Origin of the sequence: Micromonospora sicca (assembly GCF_003172935.1) — a bacterium.
Classification (GTDB): domain Bacteria; phylum Actinomycetota; class Actinomycetes; order Mycobacteriales; family Micromonosporaceae; genus Micromonospora; species Micromonospora sicca.
In genome coordinates this window covers 1-11728 of sequence record NZ_QGKS01000316.1, presented here as the reverse complement: position 1 = coordinate 11728, position 11728 = coordinate 1, and the positions used below count along the sequence as shown (strand labels likewise).

At 73.9% G+C, this 11728-nt stretch carries 11 protein-coding genes; 7 read left to right on the top strand and 4 right to left on the bottom strand.

All coding sequences use genetic code 11. The annotated features are described in order from the left end of the window. Positions 1 to 234 precede the first annotated feature (234 nt). Both DKT69_RS26455 and rsrA read left to right on the top strand, forming a co-directional pair. Positions 235 to 1047: a sigma-70 family RNA polymerase sigma factor gene (locus DKT69_RS26455; RefSeq protein ID WP_109804213.1), complete on the top strand. Its 813-nt coding sequence runs from the start codon at positions 235 to 237 to the stop codon at positions 1045 to 1047. Between the two features lie 2 nt (positions 1048 to 1049). Then, positions 1050 to 1337, top strand: a complete 288-nt coding sequence (gene rsrA, locus DKT69_RS26450; RefSeq protein WP_109804214.1) for a mycothiol system anti-sigma-R factor — start codon at positions 1050 to 1052, stop codon at positions 1335 to 1337. A 126-nt stretch (positions 1338 to 1463) separates the two neighbouring features. On the opposite strand, the gene DKT69_RS41465 is transcribed toward rsrA, so the two are convergent. Beyond that, positions 1464 to 1538 carry a 50S ribosomal protein bL37 gene (locus tag DKT69_RS41465; protein ID WP_375373551.1) on the bottom strand — a complete coding sequence of 25 codons (75 nt, stop codon included), beginning with the start codon at positions 1536 to 1538 and terminating at the stop codon, positions 1464 to 1466. Positions 1539 to 1767: 229 nt separating this feature from the next. On the opposite strand from DKT69_RS41465, the gene DKT69_RS26445 reads away from it, so the two are divergent. Further along, positions 1768 to 1983, top strand: coding sequence for a biotin/lipoyl-binding carrier protein (locus DKT69_RS26445; protein ID WP_109804212.1), 216 nt, complete (start codon positions 1768 to 1770; stop codon positions 1981 to 1983). Beyond that, the gene (locus DKT69_RS26440) at positions 1980 to 2489 is read left to right on the top strand and encodes a GNAT family N-acetyltransferase (RefSeq protein ID WP_109804211.1); all 510 of its coding nucleotides are present in this window, start codon (positions 1980 to 1982) and stop codon (positions 2487 to 2489) included. Before DKT69_RS26445 ends, DKT69_RS26440 begins: the two co-directional genes overlap by 4 nt. A 30-nt stretch (positions 2490 to 2519) precedes the next feature. Here DKT69_RS26440 and DKT69_RS26435 read toward each other — a convergent pair whose 3' ends face one another. Next, a complete protein-coding gene (locus DKT69_RS26435; protein ID WP_109804210.1) occupies positions 2520 to 3089 on the bottom strand; it encodes a TetR/AcrR family transcriptional regulator in 570 nt (189 codons plus the stop codon). Between the two features lie 112 nt (positions 3090 to 3201). On the opposite strand from DKT69_RS26435, the gene DKT69_RS26430 reads away from it, so the two are divergent. Continuing rightward, a complete protein-coding gene (locus DKT69_RS26430) occupies positions 3202 to 4791 on the top strand; it encodes an MDR family MFS transporter (protein WP_109804209.1) in 1590 nt (529 codons plus the stop codon). A gap of 68 nt (positions 4792 to 4859) precedes the next feature. Here the strand turns inward: DKT69_RS26430 and DKT69_RS26425 are convergent, their stop codons facing one another. After that, positions 4860 to 6695, bottom strand: a complete 1836-nt coding sequence (locus tag DKT69_RS26425) for a tetratricopeptide repeat protein (protein ID WP_109804208.1) — start codon at positions 6693 to 6695, stop codon at positions 4860 to 4862. A gap of 184 nt (positions 6696 to 6879) precedes the next feature. Here DKT69_RS26425 and DKT69_RS26420 point away from each other — a divergent pair, with 184 nt between their 5' ends. Both DKT69_RS26420 and DKT69_RS26415 read left to right on the top strand, forming a co-directional pair. After that, positions 6880 to 7911 carry an SIS domain-containing protein gene (locus DKT69_RS26420; protein ID WP_109804207.1) on the top strand — a complete coding sequence of 344 codons (1032 nt, stop codon included), beginning with the start codon at positions 6880 to 6882 and terminating at the stop codon, positions 7909 to 7911. A gap of 25 nt (positions 7912 to 7936) precedes the next feature. Continuing rightward, positions 7937 to 9484 carry a sensor histidine kinase gene (locus DKT69_RS26415; protein WP_109804206.1) on the top strand — a complete coding sequence of 516 codons (1548 nt, stop codon included), beginning with the start codon at positions 7937 to 7939 and terminating at the stop codon, positions 9482 to 9484. Between the two features lie 184 nt (positions 9485 to 9668). Here the strand turns inward: DKT69_RS26415 and DKT69_RS26410 are convergent, their stop codons facing one another. Continuing rightward, complete coding sequence (locus tag DKT69_RS26410; RefSeq protein ID WP_438361876.1) at positions 9669 to 11306, bottom strand: glycosyltransferase family 39 protein; 1638 nt, start codon at positions 11304 to 11306, stop codon at positions 9669 to 9671. Between the last annotated feature and the right edge of the window lie 422 nt (positions 11307 to 11728).

The following is an 11728-nucleotide window of genomic DNA, read 5'->3' as shown; positions in this document are numbered from 1 at the left end:
GACCCCGACCGGCCAGCTCCGCTGCGGGGCGTGACCGGGGGCGGCGGCGGGTCGTTGCTACGGATGGTGCCGGATGCACCGGTTCGGGCATTCGGGACCATCCTCCCAGGCCCTTCCTGGTCCCAGCGTCGGTCGCGGCCGAGGCGGGGACCAGGAACGGCGGGGGTAGGAATGTGTCGCCCCACTGCGCGGTTACTACCCCTGGACGACATTTCCAGCCGAGGGGGGTGACCGGTGCCGACCGAGACACGGAGCCGGGAGCGGGACAAGCGGGACGCGCGGCAGCTGAGGCGGCTGCTGGACGCGCCGGAGTGGCCCGCCGAGGCGCCGGCCGCGGTGAGCACCAGCACACCGGCCGGAAGTGAATCTACGGACAGCTCCGTACGCGTATCCTCGGCGAGGAAGCATCCGACGCGAGGGGATGTGCGGTTGACCACCGAGAAGACGGACGAGCGCAGGGCCCGCTTCGAGCGGGACGCGATGCCCTTCGTCGATCAGCTCTACGCTGCCGGACTGCGGATGACCCGCAACCCGGCGGATGCCGAGGACCTGGTCCAGGAGACGTATCTGAAGGCGTACGCGGCCTTCCACCAGTTCGAGCAGGGCACGAACCTGAAGGCCTGGCTCTACCGGATCCTGACCAACACCTACATCAACTCCTACCGCAAGCGGCAGCGCCAGCCGATTCAGGCGCCGACCGAGGAGATCACCGACTGGCAGCTCGCCGAGGCCGAGTCGCACACCTCCAGCGGGCTGCGCTCGGCGGAGACCGAGGCGCTGGACCGCCTGCCGGACAGCGACGTCAAGGAGGCCCTCCAGCAGCTGCCGGAGGAGTTCCGTATGGCGGTGTACCTGACCGACGTCGAGGGCTTCTCCTACAAGGAGGTCGCCGACATCATGGGTACGCCGATCGGCACGGTGATGTCGCGGCTGCACCGCGGCCGACGTAATCTGCGCAAGCTGCTCGAGCAGTACGCCGCGGAGCGGGGCTTCTCCTCCGCGCCGTCGTCGAAGGGTTCGACCGCCGCCGCCGGCCGGGAGGTGTGACCGTGAGCTGTGGAGAGCCGCACGAGACGGACTGCCGCGAGGTGCTCGCGGAGGTGTACCTCTACCTGGATCTGGAGTGCGCGGACGAGCGCCGGGTGCTGATCCGGACCCACCTCGACGAATGCGGGCACTGCCTGCGCGAGTACGGCATCGAGCAGGAGGTGAAGGCGCTGGTCGCGCGGTGCTGCGGCAACGAGACCGCGCCGGCGCAGCTGCGCGAGCGGCTGCGGGTACGCCTCACCGAGCTGGTGGTCTTCGAGAGCACCGAGTCCCGCGAGCTGGCGGACTGAGCGCACGCCGCACTGAGCTGACAGAAACAGGTGGCCCGGGTCGGATCCGACCCGGGCCACCGGCGTGTCCCGGCCCGGGGCCGGGGGAGCTGCTGATCCTCCAGGCGGGCACGGGCCCGCCGACGATCAGGAGTTGGGGCGCTTGCCGTGGTTCGCGTTGCTCTTCCTCCGGGCCTTCTTCCTACGGGCCTTCTTCGCCATGCTGTGCCTCCTTGTGCTGGTCACGGTCCGACCGCGGGCGAGCGCGGCGGAGGTCGCGTACCGGTCCTCCGGGCGTCCGGGGTCCGACGGAGCTGATGCTAGTGCGGGTTGCCTCGCCCGTGGTCCGGCGGGGCCGAAAGCGGCGTGCCGGCCGCTCCGCGTCCGGCGTGACCCGGGTCATGATTGGATACCGTTCGCAGGCACACCGGTGGAGAGGGAGGGCCGTGACATGGCCGAGGAGATCCGCGCCGAGATGGTGGCGAACGTCTGGAAGGTCGTCGCGACGGCCGGAGACACCGTGTCCGAGGGGGACACGCTGGTGATCCTGGAGTCGATGAAGATGGAGATCCCCGTGATCGCCGAGTCGGACGGCGTCGTCCAGCAGATCGCGGTCAACGAGGGTGACGTCGTGCAGGACGGCGACCTGATCGCGGTGATCGGTTGACCGGCCTCAGCGTCCGTCGGGCCGACCCGGCCGACCACCCGGCGGTGGCCCGGCTGACGGTCGCCGCCTACGAGGCCGACGGGCAGCTCAAGGGCGAGAACGGGTACGCCGTGGTGCTCGCCGACGTGGCCACCCGGGCGGAGACCGGCGAGGTGCTGGTCGCCGTCGACACCGGCACCGGCGAGGTGCTCGGGGCGGTGACGTTCGTGCTGGCCGGCACCCCGTACGCGGAGCTCTCCGGGCCCGGCGAGGCGGAGTTCCGGATGCTGGCGGTCGACCCGGCGGCGCAGGGGCGTGGCGCCGGGGTGGCGCTGGTCCGCGCCTGCGTGGCCCGGGCGACCGAGCTGGGCTGCTCGGCGGTGGTGATCTGCGTACGCAGCGGCATGGCCGTCGCGGCGCACCGGCTCTACCAGCGGATGGGCTTCGTCCGGGTGCCGGAGAAGGACTGGTCCCCGCTGCCGGGGGTGGAGCTGCTCGGGCTCCGGCTGGACCTCACCGGCGACTGACGGCGCCCGTACCGGCCGGTGACCGGCGGGTCAGCCGGCCTCGCCGATCTTCGACAGCAGCTCGTCGGCGACCTCGAGAGCGATCTTCTTCCGCTCCTCGTCGGTGATGTGCGGGGCGCGTACCGCGAACCAGCTGCTGTGCACGGCGAACAGGGTGAGCGCGGCGCGGAGCTGCGCGGCGGGCGAATCGTCGCCCCGGCACAGCTGGTCGGCGAGGCCCAGCATCCGTTCCCGCATCTGCATCCCGGCGGCGAGGCTCTTCAACACGGTCTGGTTCTGCTCGAAGAAGCGCATCACCGACGGCTGCTCGCTGGCGAATATCGCGTCGGCGTACCGGGTGATCAGGGCCCGGCGGGTGGCCAGGGTGGCCGGTTGCGACCGGGCCCAGTCGATCAGCTCGTCCATCCGGTGCAGCCGGTCCTCGACGAAGCTGTTGACGATCTCGTCCTTGCTCTTGAAGTGGTAGTAGAGGGCGGCCTTGGTCACACCCAGCCGCTCGGCGATCTCCCGCAGCGAGGTCTTCTCGTACCCCTGCTCGGTGAAGAGCTCCAGCGCGACGGCCTGGATGCGTTCCCGCGTGCCGCCTGTGCTCTCCCTCACCTGAACCACCCAACTCACTTGACGGTTTTCTGCTGTCCAACTTACCGTGCGGCTAGTAAGGTGACTAGCCGGGCGGCAAGTAAGTGCGACACATCTCCGGGGGAGCTTACCCATGACTCAGGAAACCCAGGCGACGGCGAGACCCAACATCCGGGTCGTCCTGTTCGGTCTGATGATCGCGATGATGCTCGCGATGCTCGACAACATGATCGTCAGCACCGCGCTGCCGCGGATCGTCGGCGAATTCGGCGGCGTCGACCACTTCACCTGGGTGGTCACCGCGTACGTGCTGGGCACCACGGTCTCCACTCCGATCTGGGGCAAGCTCGGCGACCTGTACGGCCGCAAGGCCGTCTTCCTCACCTCCGTGGTGATCTTCCTGATCGGCTCCGCGCTCTGCGGCATGTCCGGCTCCGGCATGTTCGGCGGCGCCGACACCGGCATGATCGAGCTGATCGCGTTCCGGGCCGTCCAGGGCCTCGGCGCGGGCGGCCTGATGGTCGGCGTGATGGCGATCATCGGTGACCTGGTGCCGCCCCGCGAGCGGGGCCGCTACCAGGGCATGATCGCCGGGATCATGGCCATCGCCATGGTGGCCGGCCCGCTGGTCGGCGGTTTCATCACCGACAACCTCTCCTGGCGCTGGGCGTTCTACGTCAACCTGCCGCTGGGCGGCGTCGCGCTGCTGGTCCTGGCCACCACCATGCACCTGCCGAAGTACCGCACCGAGCACAAGATCGACTGGCTGGGCGCCGCGCTGCTCTCGGTCGGCATCACCGCGATCGTGCTGGTCACCACCTGGGGCGGCAACGAGTACGACTGGACCTCGCCGCAGATCCTCGGCCTCGCCGTCCTCGCCCTGGTCGCCCTGGTCGTGTTCGCCCTCGTCGAGCGCCGCGCCGTCGAGCCGATCCTGCCGCTCGGGCTCTTCGCCAACCGCAACTTCGCCCTCATCTCGGTGATCGGCTTCCTGCTCGGCTTCGCGATGTTCGGCGCGATGAACTTCCTGCCGCTCTACCAGCAGACCGTGCAGGGCGCCTCGGCCACCAACAGCGGCCTGCTGTTGCTCCCGCTGATGTTCGGCATGCTGGTGGTCTCGCTGGTCGTCGGCCGGACGATCACCAAGACCGGCCGGTACCGGATGTTCCCGATCGTCGGCGGCGTGGTGATGACCGCCGGCATGTTCCTGCTCAGCCGGCTCGACGTCGACACCAGCAAGGCCGAGTCCTCGGTCTACATGGTCGTGCTCGGTGCGGGCATGGGCTTCCTCATGCAGACCTCGATGCTGATCGCGCAGAACAGCGTCGAGCAGAAGGACCTCGGCGCGGCGAGCGGCGGAGCCACCTTCTTCCGCTCCATCGGCGGTTCGTTCGGCATCTCGCTCTTCGGCGCGATCTTCGCCAACCGGCTCGCCGACTCCGCGGCTGGCAGCGCGTTCAGCGGCGGTGGCGGTGAGGGCGGCCGGATGGACCTGGAGCAGCTCAAGGCGCTCCCGGCGCAGGTGCGCGAGCTGGTGCTCGGCGGCCTGTCCGACGCCATCTCGCACGTCTTCCTCTGGGCGGTCGTCTTCACCATCGCGGTGCCGGTGCTCGCCTGGTTCATCAAGGAGGTCCCGCTGCGCTCGGCCAACGACGCCCCGCCCGCGGACGCCACCCCCGAGGAGCAGGCCGAGACCGCCCTGGGCAAGGCCCCGGTCGCCTGACGCACGCTCCGCGGCCACGCCGACCCCACCCGGGTACGGCGTGGCCGCGGTCGTTTCCAGCGCGTTGGTCAGGGGCGCCAGAGGAGGGCGGCGAGGCGGCGCCAGAGGCGGCGCAGTGCCCCCGGTCGCTGGTGTGGGTCGGCGGCCGGGATGGCGGCCAGCTCGCGGGCCAGGGCCTTGGTCGTCTCGTCCAGCGCCGGGGTGGCCAGGGCCAGGTGGGCCACGGAGGTGGCGATCGGCACCCGGCGTTCGCGGGACACGGCCGCCACGTCGGCGAGGCGTTCGGCCACCGCCCGGGCCACGTCGGGGCGTACCGCGGGATCGACCCAGGCGGCGGTGACCAGGGCGAACAGCGCCGCCTCGGTGATCCAGTCCTCGACGCCCCAGACCAGTTCCAGCAGCACCCGCCGCCGGGTGGACTCCGCCCACGGTTCGTCGGTGCGGTGGTGCAGCAGGCCGAGGCAGGCCCAGACCTGCACGCAGCGCACCCAGAGCGAGGGGTCCTGGCCGGCGAGCACCCGGCCCAGCGCGGTCGGCGGCGCCTTGGGCGGGTGCACCAGCAGGGCGAGCAGGTCGGCCAGCTCCAGGGTGGCCAGCCCCACCGCGACGTCGTAGGCGGCCGGTGGGTGCGGCCACGCCGGGTGGGCGAGCTGCCGGATGCGTTCGGCCGCCTCGGCCGACGGGACCGGCAGGGTCGGCGCGGCGTGGGTGCCGTCGTACCGCCAGAGCTGGCAGGTGGTGGCGCGGCGGGGCCGGCGGGGGTCCGGGTCGGTCACCTCGGCCACCTCGACGTCGAGGCCGGGCACGGCCGCCGCGACGGTACGCATCGCGCTGGGCGGCTCCAGCGCGTCCAGCCGTACGGCGAGCCGGGCGGCGCCCTCGGCGGCGAGGGCCTGCCGCAGCGCGTCCAGCATCGGGCCGCCGGCCGGGGTGACCTGCCCCAGCCAGGGGCGGCTGCGGCAGCACTCGGCGAGGTCGCCGTGCTCGTGGCTGTCGTCGGGGTGGTCCCGGACGAAGTCGGCGAGGGCGACCAGGTGGGCCACGTCCCCGTCGCGCTGGAAGCGCAGCCGGTGCGCGGTGTGCGCGGCGCAGTCGAAGGTGGGGTCGCGGGCCAGGGCCCGGTCGATCCAGTCGAGCGCCTCGTCGAGCCGGCCGGCGTCGGCGAGCGTGCCGGCGATGTCGGCGTAGACCGCGAGGTCGTCGGGGTCGTGCTCGACGGCGCGGCCGAGGGCGGCCAGGGCGTCCCGGGTCCGGCCGGCGCTGCGGTACGCGTACCCGAGCCAGACCTCGCCGAGTTTGGTCGGCTCCGCGCGTACCCCCCGGGAGGCCCAGGTGACGGCGAGGGCGACCGCGCCGATCCGCCGGGCCAGCGCGGACGCCGCGCCCAGCAGCAGCGGGTGGCCGGGGTGCACGGTGACCGCGTTGCGGGCCAGGGTGAGGTACGGCCGCAGCGGGTCGCGGAGCCGCCGGGGCACCGGGTCGGGGGCCGCCGCGCAGATCTGCATGAGGATCCGGGCGGTCCGCTCGGGTTCGAGGCGTTCGGGCAGCTCGGGGGCGGTCACCCAGGGCACGCTCGCCCAGTCGGCGCCGGGCGCGTAGCCGGTGGCCGCGGCCAGCAGGTCGAGTCCTTCGGCCGGTCGCCCGGCGGCGGCGAGCAGGTGCGCGCGGGCCACCACCGCGCCGACGAATGCGTGGTGTCCCAGCGGGAAGAGATCCAGGTCTCCGCCGCTGGCCGCGGCGACCCGGGCCAGGGTCTCGTGCACCTCGGGCAGCGTGGGGGCCTGGACGAGCGCGGCGGCGACGTGGTCGGCGGCGTGCTGGAGATCCCCGTCGCCCAGCGCCAGGCGGGCGAGCGCGAGCTCCCCCTCCGCGGAGAGCGCGGAGTCGTCCGTTCCGTCGGGCACGTCGTCCTCTCGGTGAGTCGGTTCGCCAGCCGGGCAAGCCTAGGGGATGGTGCGTCGATTCGGTGATCCACTGCGCATTGCTGTTCGTTACATTGCTCGTGTGGGCGCAAAGGTGCAAGACTGAGCACCGATCGCGCGACGTTCGCGCAGGGGGGAGTTCTCCGTGACCCGTCCAGGGGCCGGCATGGCCGCCGACATCGACGAGCAGCCGGCCGGCTACGACCGCCTGCTCTCCGCCGAGCACGCCGGGGCGATCGCCCGGGTCGCGGCGGTGATCGCCGAGCGCCGGCCCCGGCACGTGGTCTTCACCGCCCGCGGCACCTCCGACCACGCCGCCCTCTACGCGGCGTACCTGACCGAGATCCGCCTCGGCCTCCCCGCCGGCCTCGCCTCGCCGAGCGCGATCACCGTCTACGGCGCCCGGCCCGACCTCTCCGACGCCCTCGTCGTCGGGGTCAGCCAGAGCGGCGGCTCGCCCGACCTGGCCGAGGTGCTCCGGGTCGCCCGGGCCTCCGGCGCGCTCACCCTCGCCGTCACGAACGCGCCCGACTCCCCGCTGGTGGAGACCGCCGAGCTCGCCGTCGACATCGCCGCCGGGCACGAGCGGGCCGTCGCCGCCACCAAGACGTACACCGCCGAGCTGCTCGCGCTGCTGATGCTCGTCGAGGGGGTACGTGCCGGCGACGGCGTGCTGCCGGCCGAGGAGCAGGCCGCCCTCGCCGCCCTGCCCGAACTGGCCGAGCGCACCCTCGCCGACGCCACCCCGGCCCAACTCGCCCCGCGCTACCGGTTCGCCGCCCAGCTCGTCACCACCGGCCGCGGGTACGCGTACCCGACCGCCCGGGAGGCCGCGCTGAAGCTGATGGAGACCTCGTACCTGCCGGCGCTCGCCTTCTCCGGCGCCGACCTGCTGCACGGCCCCCTGGCCATGACCGACCCCGACGTCCCGGTGCTCGCTGTCGTCGGCTCCGGCCCCGGCGGGCGGTCGATGGGCGAGGTGCTGCCCCGGCTCGGCGAGCGCCGCGCCGACGTGGTGGTGGTCGGCTCCGCCGACGTCGAGGGGGCCACCCGGATGGCCGTCCCCGAGGTCGACGAGCGGTACGCCCCGCTGCTGGACATCCTCCCGTTGCAGCGGCTGGCCCTGGCCCTGGCGCTGACCCGGGGCGAGGACCCGGACGCCCCGCGCGGGCTGAAGAAGGTCACCGCGACGATGTGACCGCCGGCGTGGCACGCTGTGTCTCGTGTCCACGCTGCGCGACCTCGCCGAGGAGCACACCCAGCTCCGCCCGGCCGACATCGACCACCTGCACCGGATCGCCGGGGACTGGCAGCTGCTGTCCGACCTCTCCTTCGCCGACCTGCTGCTGTGGGTGCCGGTGGACGGCGACGGGACGTTCCTCTGCGTGGCCCAGGTCCGCCCGACGACCGCCCCCACCGCGTACCTCGACGACCAGGTGGGGCGGATCGTCGGCGGGCCGGAGGTCGCGCACCTGGAGGTCGCCCACCGGCAGGGCCGGATCTGGCGGGAGGGCGACCCGGTCTGGTACGGCGACGTGCCCGCCCGGCACGAGGCGATCCCCGTCCGGCTGCGTACCGCCGACGGGGAGAACGGCGAGGTCGTCGCCGTGGTCGGGCGGGACACCAACCTCTCCACCGCCCGCACGCCCAGCCAGCTCGAACTGAACTACCTGACCACCGCCGACGACCTGGCCCAGATGATCGCCGACGGCACGTTCCCACCGCCCCGGCACCCCGGCGAGACCACCTCCGCGCCCCGGGTCGGCGACGGCCTGGTCCGCCTCGACGCCAACGGCAAGGTCACCTACGCCAGCCCGAACGCGCAGTCCGCGTACCGCCGGTTGGGCTACGCCTCCCACCTGGTGGGTGAGGACCTGGCCAAGCTGCACCGCCGGCTGGCCGGCGACCCGCTGGAGGGCACCGACGCGGCGAACGCCATCCTGGCCGCGCTGCGCGGGGACGCCCCGCCCCGGCGGGAGATCGACGCCCGGGGCGCCACCATGCTCACCCGAGCGTTGCCGCTGATGCCGGCCGGCGTGCCGATCGGCGCGCTGGTGCTGGTCCGCGACATCACCGAGGTACGCCGCCGGGACCGTGCCCTGATCACCAAGGACGCCACCATCCGGGAGATCCACCACCGGGTGAAGAACAACCTCCAGACCGTCGCCGCGCTGCTCCGCCTCCAGGCCCGCCGGGTGTCCATGCCCGAGGCCCGGGTCGCTCTGGAGGAGTCGGTCCGCCGGGTCGCCTCGATCGCCCTGGTGCACGAGACGCTCTCCATGTCCAGCGACGAGGCGGTCGAGTTCGACGGGATCGTCGACCGGGTGGCCAGCGCGGCCACCGAGGTCGCGGCGACCGAGGTGACGGTCGGCATGCGCCGCAAGGGCAGCTTCGGCGTGCTGCCCGCCGAGATCGCCACCTCGCTGGTGATGGTCCTCAACGAGCTGCTGCTCAACGCCGTCGAGCACGGCTTCCCGCCCGCCGGCGAGGAGGGCGCGGTCGTCGCCGACGGGGACGGCAAGCCCGAGGTGGTGGTGTCCGCGCACCGGTTCCGCAAGCAGCTGCACGTCTCGGTCGCCGACAACGGTCGCGGCCTGCCCGAGCAGTTCGACGCCGAACGCGGCGGCCGGCTCGGCCTGCAGATCGTCCGGGCGTTGGTGACCGGCGAGCTCCGCGGCACCATCGAGCTGCGCAACGGCGCCACCGGCGGCACCGAGGCCGTCCTGGTGGTCCCCCTCGCCCGCGGCTCCGCCGACCGCCTCACCCCCTGACCCGCCGCGTCGCGCCGGGTCGGGGCGTCCGCGCAACTTCCGGGAAGTCGCGGTATCGGGGCCCGTTTTCACCCCCACCTCCCGTATGTTGCGAGGCTGCCGGCGGGCCCGGGGGCTCGCGGCGGCCGACGGGCTCCCCGCGAGCGGCGGCCTGCCGGCGGGCCGTGCGGTGGAACGGCGGGGATCAGCGGGTGAGCAGGGCGACGGTGAGGCCGGGGCGCGGCCAGACCTGGCGGACGGTGAGGCCGTCCCGCAGCGCCGCGCCCTTCGCCCCCGGCACGGCCGCCGCCGGGTCGCTCCGCCGCCCGGCGACCACCAGCCAGACCCGGCCCGCGCCGGCCAGGCACTCCGCCGGCCGGTCGCACTCGCCGGCCCAGAGGTCCGCGCGCTGCCGCTGGTCGCGGACCACCAGCGCGTCGCGGGGCTGCCGGGACCCCAGGTGGTACGCGGTGCCGAGGTCGAGGAAGAGCCAACTCTCCCGGGGGGAGAAGACGATCACGTCGCCGGGCTGCTCATGGTCGGCGATCACCCGGGCCACCCCCCGGTAGTCGACCGTGGCGCTGCGCGGCCACTCGTGCGTACGCCGCAGCCCCGCCTGGTCGGGCAGGCCGAGCAGCCCGGCCAGCACCACCACGGCGAGCGCCGGCGCCAGCCGTACGCCGGCCGGCGCCGCGCCGGCCAGCAGGCAGCCGAACGGCACGGTGAAGACCAGGTAGCGCGGCACCCACAGCGGCACGACCACCCCGGCGGCGAAGACCAGCAGCACCGGCAGCAGCACGCAGGCCGCGGGCAGCAGGGCCCGCCGGCCGAGCCGTCCGGCACCGAGCGCGGCGAGACCGAGCAGCAGGCCGCCGACCGCGCCGCTCTGTGCCACGCCGCCGGGGAGCGCCGCCAGGTCGGTCAGCCGGGCGGGGTCCACCCAGTCGAGCTGCCGGGACCGCTGCCCCCGCGCCACCACCACCAGCGGACCGACCAGCAGCACGGCCGGCACCAACGCCACCAACCACCGCAACAGGACGTGACGCCCGGCCCGCCGCACGCCGCCCGATCCCTCGCCGCCTGGTCGGGCGTCGCCAGGTTGCCCGCCGCCGGGCGGTTCGACGTCGGGCCGGTCATCGGCCGGCGGGTCGTCCCTCCGACGGCTGTCGGCGGGCCGCTCGGCGCCGTCCGGGAGAGTGTCGAGGCCGGCGGCCGCCGGGTCGCGCCACTGGACCAGCAGCACCGCGACCGCGTGCGCGGCGAGCAGGGTGAGCGCGATCAGGTGGGTCAGGCCCAGCGCGGCGACGGCGGCGGCGTAGCCGGCCCAGCGGGCCCACGACGGGCGACGCAGCGCCTCGACCAGCAGCAGCGTGGCGAGGACGGCGAGCAGCGTGGCCAGCGCGTACGGGCGGGCTTCCTGGGCGTACCGCGAGGTGCCGGGGAGGACGGCGAGGAGCAGCCCGGCCAGCAATCCGACCCGGGCGTCGACCAGCCGCTCGCCGAGCCGGGCGGTCAGCCCGGCGGTGGCCGCCATGGCCAGCACCGACGGCAGCCGCAGCGCGGTCGTCGAGTCGCCGAACAGCGCGATCCAGCCGTGCATGAGCAGGTAGTACGGCCCGGTGGCGGCGTCGATGGTGCCGGCCAGCCGGACCAGGTCGCCGACCGGCCGGGTCGCCGCGCTCCAGGTGGCCAGCTCGTCCCGCCAGAGCTGCGCCCGGCTCACCTCGGTGAGGCTGACCGCCAGCGTGAGCGCCGCCGGCGGCAGCCAGACCAGCCACCGTCGGTTGCTCCTGGCGGGAGCGGCCGCGCCGCTGGCCCGTCTCGGCTCCGAAGGTGCGGTCACATGTCGCAGCGTCACACAGCCGGACGGCCGGGCGGGCTGGTCCGCCGATTCGCGCGCAGGGCTCGGCTGCTCCCGCCGCCGACCGAGGGCGCGGCACCCGGGGACGGGCGGTCCGTGATGTGGGATCACACACGCGGTCATTGGCCGGTCAACCGGGGGTGTGGGAGCATGGCACTCATGACCGCCGCTGTCGTCCGCCGCTTCGTGGCCCGTCGCCACGTCGATTACGGCCGCGTGCGCAGCGCGATCTGTCCGGCCAACTGACGACGCCCGACCCATCCGTCTCGGGCGCGTAGTCGCGCCGGCCGTCGAAGACATCGCCGTCCACGGCCCTCATGAGGGGCCGGCCGCCGCGTCCGCGTCCAGGCACAGCAGACATCGGAGGACGCCGCGATGGCGGTCAGCAGCACCCCGACCCGGCC